Consider the following 20,302-nt stretch of genomic DNA (forward strand, 5'->3'; position numbering starts at 1 on the left):
ATGGGTATATTGCCGGGGTTGCATCATCACCCCTGAAAGGAACGCTTCATGATCGGTCTCGTTCTTGCCGCCGGTGCTGGCCGCCGGCTGCGCCCGTACACGGACACGCTGCCGAAGGCGCTGGTCCCGGTCGACGGGGAGACCACGATCATGGACATCTCCCTGCGAAACCTCGCCGCGGCGGGGCTGACCGACGTCACCATCGTAGTCGGGTACTGCGCAAACGCGGTCGAAGAGCGCAAAGAGGGCTTCGAGCAGAAGTACGGCGTCACGATCTCCCTGGTCCACAACGACAAGGCCGAGGAGTGGAACAACGCCTATTCGTTGTGGCTCGCCCGGGACCACTTCGCCGCGGGTGTCCTGATGGTGAACGGCGACACCGTGCACCCGATCAGCATCGAGCACACCCTCCTCGCCAAGCGTGGCCCCAGCATCCTGCTCGCCGTCGACACCGTTAAGAAGTTGGCCGACGAAGAGATGAAGACGGTTTTCGACGCGGACGGCCAACTCACCAAGATCACGAAGCTGATGGATCCCTCCGAGGCGTACGGCGAGTACATCGGGGCCAACATCATCGAGGCGTCCGCCGCGTCCGCGCTGGCCGACGCGCTCAAGACGACCTGGGAGCGCAACCCTGATCTCTACTACGAGGACGGCTTCCAGGAGTACGCGAACCGCGGTGGCCAGGTCCGCGCGGCCGAGATCGGCCAGGTGGACTGGGTCGAGGTGGACAACCACGACGACCTGGCGAAGGCCCGGGACATCGCATGCCGCTACTAGCCCGTAGCGTCCAGACCCCGCTGCACATCGACGTCCGGCGGGGTGCGGTCGCGGACCTCGGCCGGATCCTCGCCGACGGCCGCATCTCGGCCGGTGGCGACGTCGCGGTGGTGGTCGGCCCGGGGCTGGGCGAGCGGATCGTCGACCTGCTGCGGCCCTCGCTGAAGTCGGCGACGGTCTACGTCACCACCGGCGGCACGCTCGACGCCGCCCTGGAGCTGGCCGACAAGCTGCGCTCCGGCCACTACGACGCGGTCGTCGGCATCGGCGGCGGCAAGACCGTCGACACCGCGAAGTACGCCGCCAGCCGCTGGGGTCTGCCGATGGTCTCGGTCGCCACCAGCCTGGCCAACGACGGCATCGCGTCCCCGGTGGCCAGCCTGGTCAACGACGGGATCAAGGGGTCGTACGGGGTGCACATCCCGTTCGGCGTGATCGTCGACCTGGACTTCGTCGAGACCGGGCCGGAACGGGTCAACCGGTCCGGCATCGGTGACGTGATCAGCAACATCAGCGCGCTGGCCGACTGGGAGCTGGCCCGGCTGGTCCGCGGCGAGCCGGTGGACGGCCTGGCCGCGTCACTGGCCCGGATGGGCGCCGAGGCGGTGCTGACCATGCCCGGCGACATGAACGACGACGCGTTCGTCACCGTGCTCGCCGAGGCGCTGATCTCCAGCGGCCTGGCGATGGCGGTGAGCGGCAGCAGCCGGCCGTCCAGCGGCGGCTGTCACGAGATCATGCACGCGATCGACTCGCTCTTCCCGGACACCGCCTCGCACGGCGAGCTCGCCGGGCTGGGCGCGCTGTTCTGCACGTTCCTGCGCGGCGACGAGCGTCGCTTCGGGCAGATGGCGGACTGTCTGGAGCGGCACCTGCTGCCCCGGACGCCGTCCGACGTCGGCCTGAGCGCCGAGCAGTTCGTCGAGGCGGTCGAGTTCGCTCCGCGGACCCGGCCGGACCGGTACACGATCCTCGAACATCTGGCCATGTCGCCGGAGGAAACCCGCCAGAGGTTGACCGAGTATGAGAACGCCCTCGCAGCCCGCTGAGGCCGGACCTCAGCCCACCGCCGCCGACTACTACGCGGTCAACCGGGGCGGCGGCCTGTTCAGCGAGGCGATCAGCCAGCGGATCGGCGCGCGGCTCGCCGTCTTCGCGTACCGCAACCGGCTCAGCCCGACCGTGATGACCATCGGCAACCTCGGCTTCGGCTGCCTCACCTCGTTCGTGGTGATCGCGACCGCCGGTCCGGTCGCGCACGGTCAGGTGTGGGGCTGGTTGATCGGCCTGGTCGCGCTGGTCGGCTGGCAGCTGGCCTACGCGTTCGACTGCTCCGACGGCCAGCTGGCCCGGGTGACCGGCCAGACCAGCGCGGCCGGCGGCCGACTCGACGTGCTCTGCGACGTCGCGGTGCAGTCCGCGCTGGTCGCGGCGATCTCGGCGGTCGCCAAGGCGCAGCAGCCGGACACCCCCGCGTGGCTGCTGTCCGCGTTCGCGGCGACCTGGATGGTCAACCTGGTCACCTCGGTGATGCAGACCGGCGCCCAGGCGTCGAGCATGGTGACCAGCCGTTCGCTGCCGATCCGCGCGGCGAAACTGGTTCGCGACTACGGCGCGGTGATCGCGCTGGCCGGCGTCGTGCTGACCGCCGCACCGCAGTGGGCGGTCTGGTTCGTCGGCTTGTTCACCCTGGTCAACGGCGGTTTCCTGGCGGCCAGCATCGCGTTCACCGGACGCACCGCGCTGCGGGGTTAACGGCAAAGTCAAAAACATTGCGACGGTACGTCGTACCGTCGCAATGTTTTTGATCTAGACCCGGACCGGAATCGCGGAGGACGAGCCCAGCACCGTCCCCTTGGCGTCCAGCGCCTCGGCCACCACGTACTCCGGCGTGCCGGTGATCGTCAGCGTCGTCTCGAAGCCGGTCCGCGCGGCCTCCACGGTCGCGCTCAGTTCTTGCGGCTGACCGCCGGCCCGGGCCCGCCATTTCGCCACCCCGGTGTGCCCGTTCCAGCTGGCCGTGACGATCACGTTGCCGCCCTCGACCCGCAGGCCGAGCGCCGGCTGGTCGTGCGGCGCCCCGGCCCACTCCGCCTTGTAGGCCCGGTACGACTGGTTGTCCAGCGGCAGGTGCCCGGCCAGGCGCACGGTCCCGTCCACGGCGTGCTCGGTGAAGTGCGGGTCCTGCCCCCAGCCGATGAACGAGCCGCCGTCGGCCAGCTCCCGGAAGTTGCCCTGGGTGGGCGCGGAGACCCGGTCCGGGTGCACGTACTCGGCGGCGAACGTGACCTTCTTGGCCGCCTCGTCCACCTTGAACACCAGCCCGCGGGAGTAGTCGCGCACCTTGGTCACCCCGGCGCCGTTGTCGAAGACGCTGTAGCTGCCGTCCCGGCGCCGCCGGAAGTCGTGCTGCCAGGCGAACTTCGCCTGCTCGTCGACGGCGAAGTCGGACTTCTTCCCGCCGATCCGCCAGAGCACCTCGCCGGTCTCCTTGTGGACCTTGTAGACGGTCCAGGTGTGCCGGGCGGAGAGCAGCAGGTGCCCGTCCGCGTCCAGGCCGACCGAGTTCGGGTGCAGGTAGTCGTAGGGCAGGTGGGCCGAGTCGCCCTGGGGCAGCGGGGCGTACGACTCGGCGAGCGTGACGTGCTCGCTGGCCCGCCACTCGAACAGCTTCTTCCCGGTGGCGATGTCCACCTCCTGCAGCAGCCCGTCGTGCAGGACGCCGTCCTTGGGGCCGCCGAGCGGGCTGAGGTCGTACGCGATCGGGTCGTAGACCCAGAACAGCGCGGTGTCCCGCGGGGTGATCACGAAGTCGTGCTGGTCGGCCTGCTCGGTGCCGGCCGCGCGCACCCGGGTGATCTCCCGGTAGGCCTGGTCCGCGATCACGAACTCGCCCTGCCCGACGCCCTGTCCGCCGGTGCCGCCGATGGTCCCCTCCCACCAGGTCAGCACGGGTTTGTCCCGGTACAGCTGCGCCTTGAAGTCGATCGCCACGGTGGCCGGGTCGGGCACCTTCTTGAACCAGACCGGCGACCCGGTCTCGTCCACCATCAGCGGGCCCCACAGCCCGGTCCCGGAGGCCGGGGTCAGCAGGATGTAGCCCGGCACGGTCCCGTTCGCCGCGGTGGTGATCGTGACGTCCGGGAGCGTGCGCAGGTCGGGGCGGGAACGGTACTTGGGCGGGCCGGCGGCGGTGGTCGGCTTTTCCACCGGCGCGGGTGGATCGCCGATCTTGCCGAGGGCGAATCCGGCCCCGCCGGCGGCCACGGCCGCGGCGGAGCCGACGAGGAGAGCACGACGCGAAATCACAGACGCGAACTTCCCCGACGAGGCCGAAAACTACCTCGACGTACGCTGTGAATCCGTCCTCATGCCCGCGTAGACCTCGATCAAACGCTTGGTCAGCACATCCGGGTGGAAATGGCTCAGGTACCGCTCCCGGGCCGCGACCGCCGCGCCCGCCGCCCCGGCCCGCGCCACCGGCAGGACCTCGGCCAGCGCCGCCGGGTCCGGCTGCGCCAGCCAGCCGGCCGACCCGATCAGGTAGGGCACGCCGCCGACCGCGGTGCCGAGCACCGGCCGGCCGGACGCCATCGCCTCCAGGATCACCGTGGGCAGGACGTCCTCCCAGGTCGGGACGGCGACCACGACCGACGACGCGCGCCGGGCCGCGGTCATCCCGGCCCGGTCCAGCGGGCCCAGGTAGGTCACGTCGGCCCGCTCCGCGGCGGCCTGCTCGGCCAGGTGCCGCAGCTCGCCGTCGCCGGCGATCCGCAGCGGGCCGAGTGACCCGTCCGGGTGCCGCCGCCACGCGTCCAGCAGCAGGCCCAGGCCCTTCTCCGGGGAGAGCCGGGCGCCGTAGAGGAACCCGTCACCGAGCGGTTCCGGCTGCCCCGGGTCGGGCAGCCCGTTCGGCTTGATCACGATGCGCTCGTCCGGGATGCCGTAGTCGGCCAGGTGCGCGGCGATCTTGTCGGTGAGCGCGATGTAGCGGTCCACCGAGCGCCAGGTCGGCCGGTGCACGGCCAGCGTGGTCGCCATGATCGCGCTCTGCGCCGCCGAGCCGCGGTAGCACTTGTGCTTGATCGCCGGCCAGCCCAGCACCTTGCCGCGGCAGTCGTGACAGTTGTGCCCGTCCCGGAAGTACAGGCCCGAGGAGCAGACCTGCCGGTAGTTGTGCACGGTCTGGACGACCGGGACGCCGAGTCGGTGCGCGGTGCGGATCACCCTGGGCGATAAGAGGGGGTATGGGTTATGGAGGTGCAATACATCCGGTTTTTCATTTTCAATCAAAGCTGCAAGATCACGCTGGGCCTGGACGCCGAGCAGCGGCGCCACCGGCAGCAACGCTTTCTGCGCGGGCGAGAACGACTCGATCGAGTCCGAGCTCCGTTGAAACGGCACGACGTCCAGGCCGGCCGACCGGAGCTGCTCGATCTCGGTGTCCACGATGACGTTCTCCCCGGAGGGAATCGCCTCGCGGTACCGGTTGTGTGCAACCACCACCTTCACGGGTCAGAACGCTACCGTGGAGCTGTGCCCGAACTCCCCGAGGTCGAGGCGCTCGCTGCGTACCTGCGGGAGCGCGCGGTCGGCCACACCGTGCAGCGCTTCGAGGTCTCCTCGTTCAGCGCGTTGAAGACGTACGATCCGGCGCCCTCGGCCCTGACCGGACTGCCGATCACCTCGGCCGGCCGGCACGGCAAGTTCCTGGACATCGGCATCGGCCCCGAGGTGCACCTGGTCGTGCACCTGGCCCGGGCCGGCTGGCTGCACTACCGGGACGCGTTCAAGTCGCCGGCCCCGCTCAAGCCGGGCAGCGGCCCGATCGCGCTCCGGCTCCGCCTCGACGACGGCTCCGGCTTCGACCTGACCGAGGCCGGCACGCAGAAGTCGCTCGCCGCCTACCTGGTGCGCGACCCGCGTACCGAGGTCCCCGGCGTGTCCCGGCTCGGCCCGGACGCGCTGGAGGTCTCCCGCGACGAGTTCGCCGCCCTGATGAAATCCCGGAACGGCCAGGTCAAGGGCGTGCTCGTCGACCAGGAGGTGATCGCCGGGATCGGCAACGCCTACTCCGACGAGATCCTGCATGTGGCGAAGATGTCACCTTTCGCCCTCACCGGGAAGCTCACCGACGAGCAGCTCACCACGTTGTACGAGGCGATGCGCGAAGTGGAGACCGACGCGGTGCAGCGCTCCGTCGGACAGCGAGCCGCCGAACTGAAGGGCGAGAAGCGGGCCGGAATGCGGGTGCACGCCCGGACCGGTCTGCCGTGCCCGGTTTGCGGGGACACCGTGCGTGAGGTCTCGTTCGCCGACAAGAGCCTGCAATATTGCGCTACCTGCCAGACCGGTGGGAAACCGCTCGCCGATCGCCGCCTGTCCAAGTTGGTCCGGTGAACGCAGCCACCGGCTGGTTACGCAGCGTGCCGGTAAGGATTGCTACCACAACGTCACCTTCTCTCCGGCCGATCCATCGGTATAGTGGCCCGGTCCCTGGACACCGTTGTGACGCGAACGGGTACGGCGGACCCGCCGACGGCCCCGAGGCCGTGGCGGTGCGTAATCTTTTTCCGGATGCGGGAGGACGTAGGCGAAGTGACGACTAGCCTGCATCGCCCAACGACCGACAGCAGCCGGAGTAAGAACGTGCGGTACGACAGCTTCGAGTGGCCGCAGAAGGACGAGCAGCCACCGAGCAACGGTGTCCCCCGATCGGCGTGGACCCGACAGCACCGCCGGCTCTCGCGCTGGCATCGGCCGTACACCGCGGTCTTGATCGTTCTCGACATCCTCTCCACCCTCGGCGCCAGCCTGATCGCTGACAACTTCCTCGAGAAGTCGCGGAGTGGTTTCCAGTTCAAGAGCTGGGGCTTCCTCGAGGGCGGCGACCTCTTCAACTTCTTCGCCTACGTGGTCCTCCCGCTCGGCTGGCTGATCCTGCTCTGGACCAACGGCACGTACGACCGCCGTTACCTGGGCCTGGGCAGCGAGGAGTTCAAGCGGATCGTGCGCACCTCGGTCACCGTGGTGGCCGCGGTCTCGCTGCTCGCGTTCGCCACCAAGACCGGCCTGTCGCGTGGCACGGTCGCCACGGTGTCGCTGAGCGCGCTGCTGTTCATCCTGATCGGCCGGGTCACCGCACGGCAGGTGCTGCACGTCTCGCGCCGCCGCACCGGCCACGGCGCGCACCGGATGGTCCTGGTCGGCACGCTGCCCGAGGCGCTCGAGGTCTACACCGCGGTCACCCGCAGCCCGGCCGCCGGCCTGATCCCGGTCGCCATCCACATCACCGACGGCTACGCGGCCACCCGCGGCATCGAGACGCCGATCCCGATCTTCACCGGCCGGGACGTGCTGTCCCTGGTCCGCGAGGTCGGCGCGGACACCATCGCGGTCTGCGGCTCGGCCAGCGCCGAGCCCGGCGAGCTGCGCCGCCTGGCCTGGCAGCTGGAGGGCACCGGCGTCGACCTGGTCGTCGCGCCGCAGCTCACCGACATCGCCGGCCCCCGGGTGCACATCCGCCCGATCGAGGGCCTGCCGCTGCTGCACGTCGAGGAGCCCACGCTCTCCGGCCCCGGCTGGCTGATCAAGAACCTGATCGACCGGGTCGTCGCCGCGATCGGCCTGCTCCTGATCAGCCCGATCCTCGCGGTGATCGCGCTCGGCATCCGGCTCTCCGACCCCGGCCCGGTGATCTTCCGGCAGACCCGGGTCGGCCACGACGGCCAGACGTTCAAGGTCTGGAAGTTCCGGACGATGTACGTCGACGCCGAGGAGCGCAAGGCCACGCTGGAGGAGCTCAACGAGTCCGACGGCATGCTCTTCAAGATGAAGCACGACCCGCGGATCTTCGCCTTCGGCCAGAAACTGCGCGCGACGTCGCTGGACGAGCTGCCCCAGCTGATCAACGTGCTCAAGGGCGAGATGTCGCTGGTCGGGCCGCGCCCGCTGCCCGCCGACGACGGCGACTACCTGGGCGACGTCCGCCGACGCCTCCTGGTCCGGCCCGGCATCACCGGGTTGTGGCAGGTCAGCGGCCGCTCCGACCTGTCCTGGGACGAAGCGGTCCGGCTGGACCTCTACTACGTCGACAACTGGTCGCTCACCTACGACCTGAGCATCCTGTGGCGCACGATCTGGGTGGTTCTGCGGCGCAAGGGCGCTTACTGACCGACAGCTTTCCGGAACGGCCCGCTCCTTGCGGGCCGTTTTTTGTTGCCTCAGGCTTCGCCATCAAGATCTTTTTTGCCTCGGCTGCGGCCAATAACTGATCGTCGCTCCCGCGGGGACCCCTGCGGGCTTCGCAGGGCGCTGGCGCGCCCAGAACGCGAAGCCCTCCGGGGCGATGTCCGTGGGTGGTTGCGGCCCCAAAACCCCGTCACCGAGCAGCGGAAACGTCGCCTCCGGGAACTTTCTCCAAAAAAGTTCGGCCGGGGTGTCACCTGAGCCGGCCGGAAGCCACGTCTATCCAGGCGTCAGTCCATTGAGCACAGCGGGCTGAGGGAGGATCACGACCGGCGCGCCCGGCGTGTCACTGCGGTCCGGCTGCCACGGGGGGAGCCAGACGAGCGACCCGCCGGGCGTCCGCCACGCCCGTGTCCACAACCCCGTCAACGCCCCAAGCCGGATCGTTCAGCCGCAGGTCCGCTTGCTCCGGGGTCGCGGGGGATCGACTGCCTGATCGTGCTGGGCCGACTGCTTGGTCGCGGGACCGGTTTGCCGGGGCACGCGGGCGAGTTATCCACAGGCGTGGAAGTGGGCATGGCGCGCGGGGCGGGAAGGCGACAGGATCTGTGCCGTGGCGGGACAGATCGGAAGCGTGCTGGCGGTCATCGCCGTGCTGGCGGCATTGGCCGCCGCGGTGGTGGCCGTGTTGCGGCTGCGCGCCCGCCGCGGGATCGCCACCACCATGCAGCGCGCCACCTGGGAGGTGCTGCACACCGCGTCGCTGGCCGCCGAGCCGCTGCGGGCCGGGCTCACCCCGGCCACCGCCGCCAAGGCCGCGCGACATCTGCGCACGCTGGTGGGCGCGGTCGGCCTGAGCCTGTCCGACGGTGATCGTTGCCTGGCGTTCGACGGCCGCGGCGCCCACCACAGCGACCAGTTCACCGCCGCCGCCCAGCGGGCTCTCGGCAGCCGGCGGTCGGTCGTCCTGACCGCCGGTGACCTGCCCTGCGATCGGGTGGACTGCGTGGTCCGCGGCGCGGTGGTCGCCCCGCTGCCCGGGCCGGGCGTGGCCGCCGCCGGTGCGGCCGCCCTGGTCGCGGTCTCCGACGGCCCACCCGCGCCGGGCCTGGTTCAGGCCACGCTGGAGGCGGCCCGCTGGGCGAGCTCGCAGCTCGCGCTCGCCGAGCTGGACACGTCGCGGGAGCGGCTGGCCCGGGCCGAGGTGCGAGCGCTGCGCGCGCAGATCAGCCCGCACTTCATCTACAACGCGCTGACCGCGATCGCCTCGTTCGTGCGCACCGACCCGGAGCGCGCCCGCGAGCTGATCCTGGAGTTCGCCGAGTTCACGAGATACTCGTTCCGGGCCCACGGCGAGTTCACCACGCTCGCCGAGGAGCTGCGCTCGATCGATCGTTATCTGACCATCGAGCGGGCCCGGTTCGGCGACCGGCTGCAGGTCCGGCTGCAGATCGCGCCCGAGGTGCTGCCCGTCGGTCTCCCGTTCCTGTGCCTGCAGCCCCTGGTGGAGAACGCGGTTCGCCACGGCCTGTCCCGCAAACCCGGCGTCGGTATGGTGAGCATCGAGGCACGTGACGCCGGCGCGGAGTGCCACATCACGGTCGAGGACGACGGCGTCGGCATGGACCCGTCGGTGTTCGGCCAGGACAGTTCGGACAATGAGGATGGCCAGCACGTCGGCCTGGTGAATGTGGACGAACGCCTGCGCTCGGTGTTCGGCGACCACCACGGCCTGGTCGTCGAGACGGCGCCCGGAGCGGGGACGAAGGTGAGCATGCGAGTGCCGAAATTCCACCCACAGGTGCGAGCATGACCGCTGCTCTGGCCGGCGCCGGCCACACTTCGCGCGCGGGCACGATCACTGCTCGGGCCGGGGGCGACGGGGCTTCGCGGGCGGGCGTGATCGCTGGCCGGGTCGGGGCGGGCAACACTTTGCGGGCGGGTGTGGTCGCTGCTCGGGTCGGGGTTGACGGGGCTTTGCGGGGGTGGGCATGAGTCTTGTCGTGCTGGCGGTGGATGACGAGCCACCGGCGCTGGACGAGCTGGCCTACCTGTTGAACGCGGACGGCCGGGTGGCACACGTGCACCGGGCCGGCGACGCGACCGAGGCGCTGCGGGTGCTGCGCGACACCGAGGTGGACGCGGTCTTCCTGGACATCCGGATGCCCGGGCTGGACGGCATGGAGCTGGCCCGCATCCTGCGCCGGTTCGCGCATCCGCCGGCGATCGTCTTCGTCACGGCCTATGACGACGGCGCGGTGGACGCGTTCGACCTGGGCGTGACGGACTACGTGCGGAAACCGGTGCGCGCCGAGCGGCTCGGCGAGTCGTTGCGGCGGGTGGCCGGGCTGCGGGCCGCCGCGACACCGGCGACGTCCGCCGCCGCGGCCACGCTGCCGGACGAGCCGGCGATCCCGGTCGAGCTGGCCGGCACCACCCGGATGCTGCCCCGCTCCTCGGTGCGGTGGGTGGAGGCGCAGGGCGACTACGCGCGGCTGCACACCGCGGAGGCTTCTCACCTGGTCCGGGTCTCGCTGGCGACGCTGGCCGAGCGCTGGGCGAATGCCGGTTTCGTCCGGATCCATCGATCGTTCCTGGTGCAGTTGCGGCTGGTCACCGAGCTGCGGTTGACCGGTTCCGGCTATGTGGTGGCGGTCGACGGCGTCGAGCTTCCGGTCAGCCGACGGCACACGCGAGAGCTGAAAGATCGTCTGATTCGTGCCGCCAAGCACGACTGGACCCGCTAATCCACACCACTATCCACAGCCTCACCGACTTTCCCACAGAGTTATCCACAGGCTGGCGGGGGTTAACCACAAGCCCGCCTTAAGGCGTCGACGCTCTTCCACCGGCCCGGCGGCGGCCTTCCGGAATGCCTCGCAAGCCCGGCACCACCTGCGCAAACGATCAACTGGAGCGGCTGCCGACGCGCACCGGAGAATCGATGTCCGTTACTGGTCAGCGCCAAAATCCGGGCCGCGCCGGGATGCGGACGGCCGTAATCGTCTCGGCCGTGCACGCCACGCCGGGATCCGGGCGGGCGTGGTCGTCTCGACCGTGTGCGCCACGCCGGGATGCGGACGGCCGTGGTCGTCTCGGCCGTGTGCGCCACGCCGGGATCCGGGCGGGCGTGGTCGTCTCGACCGTGTGCGCCACCGCGGGATCATCTCCACAGTTCGTTCACAACTCCACCCCCAGCCCTCCCCGACCGGTCAATAGGCTGCTGCCCACACGACGCGAGCCGGTGAGTCACGGGGGCGCACCGGTCCGCGTCGTGTGCAGGGCAAACCTTAGGATCCGGTCGGCAAGCCGGGTCCGAAGAAACACGGCGCAGCGCCGAAGCAGTGGCAAGGCAGCGGTAGAAGCGGCACCACAGCGGTGGCAAGGCAGCGGCAGCAGCGGCGCCGAAGCAGTAGCAGGGCAGCGATAGATCAGCGGTGAAGCAGCGGTAAGGGGTGACGGCGATGGAGACGACGGCCGAGCGACGGGTTCTCGTCGTGGAGGACGATCGGGCCATCGCCGACGCCGTGGCCGCCCGGCTGCGTGCCGAGGGGTTCCTGGTGCAGATCGCCGGGGACGGGCCGAGCGCGGTCGAGGCGGCCCGGCGCACCCCGCCGGACGTGATCGTCCTGGACGTGATGCTGCCCGGCTTCGACGGTCTCGAGGTGTGCCGCCGGATCCAGGCCGAGCGCCCGGTCCCGGTGCTGATGCTGACCGCCCGCGGCGAGGAGACCGACCTGCTGGTCGGCCTGGCGGTCGGCGCCGACGACTACATGGCCAAGCCGTTCTCGATGCGCGAGCTGGCCGCCCGGGTGCACGCGCTGCTGCGCCGGGTCAGCAAGGTGCAGCCGAAGGCCGGCCCGCCGACGCTCCGGTTCGGGGACCTGGAGATCAACCAGGCCGAGCGGCGGGTGCTGCGCGGCGGCGCCGAGAAGCACCTCACGCCGACCGAGTTCGACCTGCTCGTGCACCTGGCCCGGGCGCCGCGCACGGTGCTGCCCCGGGAGCGGCTGCTGGCCGACGTGTGGGGCTGGGCGGACGCCTCCGGCACCCGGACGGTCGACAGCCACATCAAGGGGCTGCGGCGCAAGCTCGGGGCGGACCTCATCCGTACCGTGCACGGGGTTGGTTATGCCTTGGAAGTCGACCGATGAGCGCGCGGTTGATGCAGCTCATCCACGACGTGGCGGCTCGGCTGTTCCGGTGGCTGCCACGGCCGCTCGACCCGGTGCGGTCGATCAAGGCGAAGCTGTCGCTGGCGCTCGGGTTCGCCGGCGGGATCGGGTTGCTGGTCTTCCTGTGGAGCATCGACTTCTACCGCGTGGACGTGCTCTGGATCGGCATCGCGGCCGCGTTGGGCCTGGTCACGCTGCAGGTGATGGCGCACGGGGCGACGATCCCGCTGCGCGAGATGACGGTCGCGGCCCGGGCGATGGCGCGCGGCGACTACACCACCCGGATCCGCACCCGGTCCCAGGACGAGGTCGGTGAGCTGGCCGAGGCGTTCAACCAGATGGCCGCGGATCTGGCCGCCGCGGACCGGCAGCGCCGCGAGCTGATCGCGAACGTGTCGCACGAGCTGCGTACGCCGATCACCGCCCTCCGGGGCCTGCTGGAGAACATCGTCGACGGGGTGGCCGACACCGATCCGGAGACGATGCGCACCGCCCTCACCCAGACCGAGCGGCTCAGCCGTCTGGTCGGTGACCTGCTGGACCTGTCCCGGCTGGACGCCGGCGTGGTGCCGCTGCGCCGGGAGCTGATCGACGTGCCGGAGTTCCTGGACGACGTGGTCCGGGAGGCGAAGGTGAACGCGGACGGCATCGGGCACGACGTCCGGTTCGAGGTCGCCACCCCGGCCCTGGTGCTCCCCGGCGACCGGGAGCGGCTGCACCAGGTCTTCGCGAACCTGCTGGACAACGCGACCCGGCACAGCCCGCGCGGCGGTCTGGTCACGCTGCGCGCCGAGCGCCGCGACGAGCAGGTGCTGTTCGCCGTCGCCGATCAGGGTGACGGCATCCCGGTGGCGGACCGGGAGCGGGTCTTCGAACGCTTCACCCGTGGCGAGCGGCCGACCGGCGGCGGTACCGGCCTGGGCCTGGCCATCGCCCGCTGGGTGGTGCAGCTCCACAACGGAACGATCGCCGTGGTCGAACCCGCCGAGCGGCGCGGTTGCCACATCCACGTACGCCTGCCCCTGTAGAAGAGGAAACGACATGTCCACGGCACCTCCAGCTCTACAGAAGCCGCAAATGCCGATAAATGGTCAGCTCCACGGCCCCTGGCCGGAGTGGCGGCCGTGGCGCAAGCGGGTGCCCGGCCCGCCCCGGCCGGCCTCGCCGCGAACGCTCGCCGCGATCGCCGGCGCCGTCGCGGTGGCCGTGCTGAGCTTCCCGCTCGCGCAGACCGGCGTCGGCTGGCTGATCACCGCGGTCGCCGCCGCGATCGCGCTGCTGGTGGCCCGGCCCGCGACGAGCAGCGTTCCGGTGCTGGTCGACCGGCCGGCGCCACGGCCGCGCTGGGACCAGTACGCCTGGGGCGCGGCCACGATCGCCCTGCTCGGGGTAGGCACGTTCCGCGCGGCGGGCTGGCTCTTCGTGCTCTGCGTGCTCACCGCGACCCTGACGTTCGCACTGGCGATCGGGGCGGGGCGGTCGATGCGGGCGGTGTTCACGACGTACACAATCGGGCCTTTTGCGATGTTGTCGGCGCTGCCCTGGGTGGTTCGCGGCCTGGCCCGGCTGCGACGTCCCGGGAAGGGGGGCGCCGGCACGGTCCGGATCGTCGCCACCGCCGCCGTCTCGGTCGTCCTGCTCGCGGTCTTCGGCCTGCTGTTCGCCTCCGCCGACGCCGAGTTCGCCCGGGTGACCAGCGCGCTCGTCCCGGACATCAGCGTGCCGGGCGTGTTCCGCTGGGTGTTCGTCAGCTGCCTCGTCACCCCGGTGCTGGCCGGCGCCGCCTACCTGCGGGTCGCCCCGCCGAACCTGCGCGACCTGGATCGCACCGAGGGCCGCAAGGTCAACCGGCTGGAGTGGGCCGTGCCGCTGGGCCTGCTGACCCTGCTCTTCGCGGCGTTCGTCACGGTGCAGCTGACCGTGCTGTTCGGCGGGGAGGAGTACGTCCGGAGCACCACCGGCCTGACCTACGCGCAGTATGCCCGGGGCGGCTTCTGGCAGCTCTGCTTCATCATCGGGCTGACCCTGGCGGTGCTGGCCGGCGCGGCCCGCTGGGCACCGCGCGAGGCGCCCGGCGACCGGGTCGTGTTTCGCGCGATCCTCGGCGCGCTGACCCTGCTCACCCTGGTCATCGTCGCGTCGTCGCTGGTCCGGATGCAGGTCTACATCGACGCCTACGGCCTGACCCGGATGCGCCTGCTGGTCGCCTGCTGCGAGGTGTGGTTCGGGGTCATCCTGGTCCTGGTGCTGCTGGCCGGCATCCGGATCCGCGCGGCCTGGCTGCCCCGCGCGGCGATCGCGGCCGGGGTGTTCGCCCTGATCGGCCTGGCGGTGGCGAACCCGGACCTGCTGATCGCCCGGAACCAGCTGGACCGCTCGGCCGACCGGATCGACGTCGGCTATCTGTCCACCCTGTCCCCGGACGCCGTCCCGGCGATCGCCGAGATGACCGATCCCGTCGACCGCACCTGCGTGCTGTTCCAGATCAGCCTGGACCTGGGCGAGCGCGAGTGGCGGACCTGGAACCTGGGCCGGGAGACCGCCGCCGGCCTGATCGGCGACAACCTCTACCCGATGGACCCCCGCTCATGCTCGGCATCGCGGTACGGCTATTGACAAACCGGCACGGGCGGCGAGACTGCCGGACATGGCCGACAATCCGCCGCCCCCGCGCACCCGGGTCGTGCTGGGTGACGCTGCGGGCCGGCGCCGCCCGACCGACCCGGCCCGCACCGACCTCGCCGAGCCGAACGCGGTCAACGAAGCGCTGGTGAAAGGCCTGGTCCGGGCTCAGTTGGCGCTCGCGCTGCGGCTGTCGCTGGTGGTGCTGGCCGGGCTCGGCGCGCTGCCGTTGCTGTTCGCGGTGGCCCCGGCGGTCGGCGAGATCAAGGTCTACGGGATGCACCTGCCGTGGCTGCTGCTCGGCGTGCTGTCGTTCCCGTTCCTGGTGCTGGTCGGCGCCGCGTACGTGCACTGGGCCGAACGCAACGAGCAGGACTTCACCGCCGTGATCCGCCGACCCGAGCGATGAACCCGTACCTGGTCCCCGGCCTGGTCGTGGTCGTCCTGGTGACCGTCGCGATCGGCGCGTACGGCCTGCGGTTCGCCCGGACCACCTCGGACTTCCTGGTCGCCTCCCGATCGGTCAGCCCGTCCTGGAACGCCGCCGCGATCAGCGGGGAGTACCTGTCCGCCGCGTCGTTCCTGGGCGTGGCCGGCCTGATCCTGCGGTACGGCGTCGAGGTCCTCTGGTACCCGGTCGGTTTCGCCGCCGGCTATCTCGCGCTGCTGCTGTTCGTGGCCGCGCCGCTGCGCCGGTCGGGCGCGTTCACCCTGCCGGACTTCTGCGAGGTGCGGCTGCGGTCGATCGGGTTGCGCCGGCTCGCCACCACGTTCGTGCTGTTCATCGGCTGTCTCTACCTGCTGCCTCAACTGCAGGGGGCGGGGCTGACGTTCGCCACGGTGACCGGGGGGTCGTACGCCTGGGGTGCGCTCTTGATCGGGGTGGTGGTCACCGGCAACGTGGCCTTCGGCGGGATGCGCGCGATCACCTTCGTGCAGGCGTTCCAGTACTGGCTGAAGCTGACCGCGCTGGCCGTGCCGATCCTGTTCCTGATCTTCCAGTGGCAGTCCGACGGCCGTCCCGCGGTGACGCCGCCGGCCGGTGCGGTCTTCCACACCGCGACCAGCGTGGTGATCGAGAAGGACGCCGTGCTGGCCGGGATCGGCCCGGTGTCGGCCGGCGAGACGCTGCACTTCGCGGCCGGTGCCACGGTGCCGAAGGTGAGCACGGTCGACGCGACGTTCGGCGCGGACTGGCTGCAGCCCGGTGGCGACTCCGGGCTGTTCGGGACGTACTCGCTGATCCTGGCGACGTTCCTCGGGACGATGGGGTTGCCGCACGTGCTCGTGCGGTTCTACACGAACCCGGACGGCGCCTCGGCCCGGCGGACCACGCTCGTCGTGCTGGCCATGGTCGGGCTGTTCTATCTGCTGCCGACGCTCTACGGGGTGCTCGGCCGGATCTACACCCCGCAACTATTGATGACCGGGCGGACCGACGCCGTGGTGCTGCTGCTGCCGGAGGCCGCGCTCGGCGGCGGGCACCTGGGCCGGCTGCTCGGCGCGCTGGTCACCGCGGGTGCGCTGGCCGCCTTCCTGTCCACCTCGTCGGGGCTGCTGACCAGCGTCGCCGGGGTGATCTTCACGGACGTGCTGCGGCCCGGGCGGTCCGGCTCGGTGCGCGACTTCCGGCTGGCGACGTTGCTGGCCGCGGTCGTACCGATCACCATGTCGTTGTTCGTGTCCGACATGGACGTGTCCCGGGTGGTCGGGCTGGCGTTCGCGGTGGCCGCGTCCAGCTTCTGCCCGCTGCTGGTGCTGGGGATCTGGTGGCGTGGGCTGACCGCGGCCGGGGCGATCGCCGGGATCCTGGTCGGCGGTGGGTCCGCGGTGGTCGCGGTCTTCGTGACGGTGTTCGGCGCCGACCTGCCGAGCGGTCTCGCCGAGTTCGCCGGGCAGCCGGCGGCCTGGACCGTGCCGCTGGCGTTCCTGGTCATGGTGGTGGTGTCGCTGCTGACCAGCCGGCGCGTGCCGGCCGACGTGGGCGCGACGATGTTGCGCCTGCACGCGCCCGAGTCCCTGCGGTCCTGAGCATTTAAGGATCTTTAAGGTACGTCCCTCAACCGCCCCGGACGCGCGCCGCGTAAACCTGGGCATGAGGAGATCACGCAGCTACAAACGGCCCGGCAGTGGCATCACCGGACGCAACCGCAAGATCGCGATCGGCGCCGCGGTCGCCGTGCTGGTCGGTGGCGGGATCGCGGTCGGCACCGGGATGAGCATGGCCTCCACCACGTGTGACGGGCTCGACCAGTCGCTGCGCGAGACGATCTCCTTCATGAACGAGCAGAAGGCGCACCCGAACGCGCAGACCGACGCCGTGCTGGCGAACCGGCAGGCCGTGGTCGACCTGATCAACCTGCAGCGCAAGCAGGCCGGGTGCACCACGAACATCGCCGCGCCGGCCGCCCCGGTCACCACCGCGCCCACCAGGGCCGCGACGAAGCCGCCGACCAAGGCCCCGACCAAGGCGCCCACGACCGCGCCCACCACGGCCCCCGCGAACAATGCCGGGACCGGCGCCGGTGAGGTCGTCTGCAAGGGCTCGACCGTGACGCTCTCCGGTGAGGCCGGCGCGCCGTTCGCGTCCAGCGGGACGTTCCCGATCGGCACCAAGCTCAAGGTCACCAACCTGGACAACAACAAGAGCATCACGGTGACCGTGCAGACCACCTCGGGCAGCTGCGTGCTGCTCAACAACGCCGCGTTCGAGCAGGTGCGCGAGGCCGGCAAGTTCCTGATCCGGCGCGCGGTCATCGAGCGGGTTGGTTAAAAACAACGGCCGATAATCACACCGTCACGCTGCGTGGGCTGATCGGGCCCGAGTGTTCCGCGTTCCCCCGTTTACACCGCGGAACACCCGGGCCCGTTCGAGCGCCAGAAATGGCGCCCAGCTATTTCCGTGACGCAGCAAATAATCGGCATATTTCGGTCGGCCGCGCCAGATCTTGCGCCAATCATCGTCGATCGAGCAAGCCGATCCGGGCCGCTGTGAGAATGGCTACAGCCATGCCGGAAATGTCAATCCACTGAACTTATCGGCGACAATTCCTCCATTGTGGAAACCGCCCGATCGGCCGAACCGCCATCCCGTTCTGCCCGGACCGTCACATCACCCGCGAGCGCGGGTGTTCAGGCTGGTCGCGGCCCCGGCGCCCGGCTAGGTTGCAGGGCATGACGGTGCCGGCACAACGCACGGGCGAGCTACCCGTGGCGATGGCGCTGCGCGGGCTGGTCAAGCACTTCGACGCGAAGCTCGCGGTCTCCGGCGTCAGCCTGGACGTCCCGGCCGGCTCGTTCTTCGGCCTGCTCGGCCCGAACGGCGCCGGGAAGACCACCACCCTCTCGATGGCCGTGGGCCTGCTGCGGCCCGACGCGGGTCAGGCTTTCCTGCTGGGGTACGACGTCTGGCAGTCCCCCACCGAGGCCAAGTCCCTGGTCGGCGTCCTCCCGGACGCGAACCGCATGTTCGACCGGCTGAGCGGCCCGGAGCTGCTGGCCTACCAGGGCCTGCTCCGCGGCATGCCGGCCACCGTGGTCGACCAGCGCGCCCGGGACCTGCTCGACGTCCTCGAGCTCGGCGTCGACAACCGCACCCTGGTGATCGACTACTCGGCCGGCATGAAGAAGAAGATCGGCCTGGCCTGCGCGCTGCTGCACGCGCCGCGGCTGCTGGTGCTGGACGAGCCGTTCGAGGCGGTCGACCCGGTGTCGGCCGCGCTGATCCGGGACATCCTGCAGCGGTACGTGACCGGCGGCGGCACCGTGGTCTTCTCCAGTCACGTGCTGGAGGTCGTGGAGCGGCTCTGCTCGCACGTCGCGATCATGTCGGACGGCGTGCTCCGGATGCACGGCACGCTGGACGTGGTCCGCTCCGGCCGCTCGCTGCAGGACGTGTTCGTGCAGGTGGTCGGTGGCCGGGTGGCGACCGGCTCGGAGCTGGCGTGGCTGTGAGCGTCTGGCCGTTCGTCCGGCTGAAGCTCCGGATCACCGCGAACGGCCTGCGCGGGCGCCCGGCCCGGATCACCCTGTTCGTCCTCGGGGCGTTCGGCGCCACCGTGCTCGCCGTCCTCGGCTACGCCGCCTTCGCCCTGCCCGGGCTGCTGCACGAGCGGCACGCGGCGGAGATCCTGCTGCCGTTCGGCGGCGCGCTGCTGGTGCTCGGCTGGCTCTTCCTGCCGCTGCTCTTCTTCGGCGTCGACGAGACCCTGGACCCGGCCCGGTTCGCGCTGCTCCCGCTCTCCCGCCGCACGCTGATCGCCGGGCTCGGCACGTCCGCGCTGATCGGGCTGCCGGCGCTGGCCACGCTGGCCGCCACGGCCGGGATGGTGGACACCGCGGCCCGGCTCGGCGGCCCGCTCGCCGGGCTGGCCCAGGCCGTCGGAGTGCTCGGCGGGCTGCTCCTGTGCGTGGCCCTGAGCCGCGCGGTGACCAGCGCGTTCGCGACGGCGCTGCGGTCCCGCCGGGCCCGGGACCTGGCGACGATCATGCTGGCCGTGGTGGCCGCGTCGGTCGGGCCGCTGCAGTTGCTGCTGCTCGGGCTGCTGAACAAGGCGGACTGGGACAACGTGGCCGGGATCGCCGAGGTCGCCGGGTGGACACCGCTGGGGGCGCCGTACTCGGTGGGCCTGGACGTGGCGGCGGGGCGGGGCTGGGCCGTACCGCTGAAGCTTTTGATCGATCTGGCCGCCATCGGCGGCCTGGTGCTCTGGTGGAACCGCACGCTGGAACAGGCGATGACCGGCCTGTCCTCGGCGGGGCGCCGGGTCTCCGCGCGCGCCGACGGCCGCGGCCCGGTCGATCAGCTGATGTTCCGCTGGTGGCCGCGCACCCGGTTCGGTGCCCTGGTGGCCCGCGAGACGCGCTACTGGTGGCGGGAGAACCGGCGGCGGGCCGGTCTCGTCGCGCTCACCATGGCCGGGCTGTTCCTGCCGGTGACCTCGGTGATCGGGCCGAATGCCGAGTTCGTCAGCGGCATGGCGGTGCTGGTCGGGGCGTTCGCGCCGGTGGCGCTGGCGAACCAGTTCGGCTACGACGGCAGCGCCTACGCCACCAACGTCGCGGTCGGGATCCCCGGTCGCCTGGAGATCCACTCGCGGGCCACCGCGCACGCCCTGGTCACGTCTCCGCTGCTGATCGTCGTGGCGGTGCTGGCCGGGCTGCTCGCCCACGACCCGGCCGGGATTCCGGCGCGGCTGGGCACGCTGCTCGCGGTCTACGGCACCGGGCTCGCCGTGCTGCTGCCGATCTCAGTGCGCGCCGCCTACGCCCTGCCCGAGTCGACCGGCCCGTTCGCCGTCTCGTCCGGCGGCAGCCTGGCCAAGGGCCTGCCCGGCCTGGCCGGGATGCTGGGCGGCCTGCTCGGGGCGCTGCCGGTGCTGCTGGCCGGCCATCTGCTCGGGCCGGCCTGGACGTGGGCCGGGCTGCCGATCGGCCTGGGTTACGGAATCGCCGCGTATCTGATCGGTTCCGGAATGGCCGGGGATCTGCTTGATCGCCGCATGCCGGAAGTGCTCGCCGCGATCACGCCGCGCTAG

17 protein-coding genes are annotated in these 20,302 nt (G+C 71.1%); 15 read left to right on the forward strand and 2 right to left on the reverse strand.

What is annotated here, in order from left to right; all coding sequences use genetic code 11:
* Window positions 1-48: 48 nt before the first annotated feature.
* From L3i22_RS52695 to L3i22_RS52705, 3 genes are read left to right on the forward strand one after another with little or no spacing between them, the layout of a single operon-like run.
* On the forward strand, window positions 49-780 hold the full coding sequence (locus L3i22_RS52695; RefSeq protein ID WP_221324868.1) for a sugar phosphate nucleotidyltransferase: 732 nt from the start codon (window positions 49-51) through the stop codon (window positions 778-780).
* Entirely contained in the window at window positions 768-1,829 is a 1,062-nt protein-coding gene (locus L3i22_RS52700; RefSeq protein WP_221324869.1) for an iron-containing alcohol dehydrogenase family protein, read from the forward strand. Before L3i22_RS52695 ends, L3i22_RS52700 begins: the two co-directional genes overlap by 13 nt.
* A complete protein-coding gene (locus L3i22_RS52705; protein ID WP_221324870.1) occupies window positions 1,804-2,535 on the forward strand; it encodes a CDP-alcohol phosphatidyltransferase family protein in 732 nt (243 codons plus the stop codon). The genes L3i22_RS52700 and L3i22_RS52705 overlap by 26 nt, the downstream gene beginning before the upstream one ends.
* Before the next feature lie 54 nt (window positions 2,536-2,589).
* Here L3i22_RS52705 and L3i22_RS52710 read toward each other — a convergent pair whose 3' ends face one another.
* Window positions 2,590-4,089 carry an arylsulfotransferase family protein gene (locus L3i22_RS52710; RefSeq protein WP_221324871.1) on the reverse strand — a complete coding sequence of 500 codons (1,500 nt, stop codon included), beginning with the start codon at window positions 4,087-4,089 and terminating at the stop codon, window positions 2,590-2,592.
* Window positions 4,090-4,119: 30 nt separating this feature from the next.
* Entirely contained in the window at window positions 4,120-5,292 is a 1,173-nt protein-coding gene (locus tag L3i22_RS52715) for a glycosyltransferase family 4 protein (RefSeq protein WP_221324872.1), read from the reverse strand.
* Window positions 5,293-5,316: 24 nt separating this feature from the next.
* On the opposite strand from L3i22_RS52715, the gene L3i22_RS52720 reads away from it, so the two are divergent.
* From L3i22_RS52720 to L3i22_RS52775, 12 genes are all read left to right on the forward strand, one after another.
* Window positions 5,317-6,180 carry an Fpg/Nei family DNA glycosylase gene (locus tag L3i22_RS52720; protein WP_221324873.1) on the forward strand — a complete coding sequence of 288 codons (864 nt, stop codon included), beginning with the start codon at window positions 5,317-5,319 and terminating at the stop codon, window positions 6,178-6,180.
* A gap of 177 nt (window positions 6,181-6,357) precedes the next feature.
* Complete coding sequence (locus L3i22_RS52725; RefSeq protein ID WP_221324874.1) at window positions 6,358-7,953, forward strand: sugar transferase; 1,596 nt, start codon at window positions 6,358-6,360, stop codon at window positions 7,951-7,953.
* A gap of 628 nt (window positions 7,954-8,581) precedes the next feature.
* On the forward strand, window positions 8,582-9,781 hold the full coding sequence (locus L3i22_RS52730; RefSeq protein ID WP_221324875.1) for a sensor histidine kinase: 1,200 nt from the start codon (window positions 8,582-8,584) through the stop codon (window positions 9,779-9,781).
* 178 nt (window positions 9,782-9,959) lie between these two features.
* Entirely contained in the window at window positions 9,960-10,715 is a 756-nt protein-coding gene (locus L3i22_RS52735; protein ID WP_370644333.1) for a LytR/AlgR family response regulator transcription factor, read from the forward strand.
* 717 nt (window positions 10,716-11,432) lie between these two features.
* Window positions 11,433-12,122, forward strand: a complete 690-nt coding sequence (locus L3i22_RS52740; RefSeq protein WP_221324877.1) for a response regulator transcription factor — start codon at window positions 11,433-11,435, stop codon at window positions 12,120-12,122.
* Window positions 12,119-13,171 (forward strand): HAMP domain-containing sensor histidine kinase, encoded by a 1,053-nt coding sequence (locus tag L3i22_RS52745; RefSeq protein ID WP_255657814.1) that lies wholly within the window; start codon window positions 12,119-12,121, stop codon window positions 13,169-13,171. The genes L3i22_RS52740 and L3i22_RS52745 overlap by 4 nt, the downstream gene beginning before the upstream one ends.
* Before the next feature lie 49 nt (window positions 13,172-13,220).
* The gene (locus tag L3i22_RS52750) at window positions 13,221-14,759 is read left to right on the forward strand and encodes a DUF4153 domain-containing protein (RefSeq protein WP_255657815.1); all 1,539 of its coding nucleotides are present in this window, start codon (window positions 13,221-13,223) and stop codon (window positions 14,757-14,759) included.
* A gap of 31 nt (window positions 14,760-14,790) precedes the next feature.
* Complete coding sequence (locus L3i22_RS52755) at window positions 14,791-15,174, forward strand: DUF485 domain-containing protein (protein WP_221324879.1); 384 nt, start codon at window positions 14,791-14,793, stop codon at window positions 15,172-15,174.
* Window positions 15,171-16,796, forward strand: coding sequence for a cation acetate symporter (locus tag L3i22_RS52760; protein ID WP_221324880.1), 1,626 nt, complete (start codon window positions 15,171-15,173; stop codon window positions 16,794-16,796). The genes L3i22_RS52755 and L3i22_RS52760 overlap by 4 nt, the downstream gene beginning before the upstream one ends.
* Before the next feature lie 64 nt (window positions 16,797-16,860).
* Window positions 16,861-17,538, forward strand: a complete 678-nt coding sequence (locus L3i22_RS52765) for a septal ring lytic transglycosylase RlpA family protein (RefSeq protein ID WP_221324881.1) — start codon at window positions 16,861-16,863, stop codon at window positions 17,536-17,538.
* Between the two features lie 401 nt (window positions 17,539-17,939).
* Window positions 17,940-18,719, forward strand: a complete 780-nt coding sequence (locus L3i22_RS52770; protein ID WP_221324882.1) for an ABC transporter ATP-binding protein — start codon at window positions 17,940-17,942, stop codon at window positions 18,717-18,719.
* Window positions 18,710-20,302 (forward strand): ABC transporter permease, encoded by a 1,593-nt coding sequence (locus L3i22_RS52775; RefSeq protein WP_255657816.1) that lies wholly within the window; start codon window positions 18,710-18,712, stop codon window positions 20,300-20,302. The genes L3i22_RS52770 and L3i22_RS52775 overlap by 10 nt, the downstream gene beginning before the upstream one ends.

The organism is Actinoplanes sp. L3-i22, assembly GCF_019704555.1.
Taxonomy (GTDB): Bacteria; Actinomycetota; Actinomycetes; order Mycobacteriales; family Micromonosporaceae; genus Actinoplanes.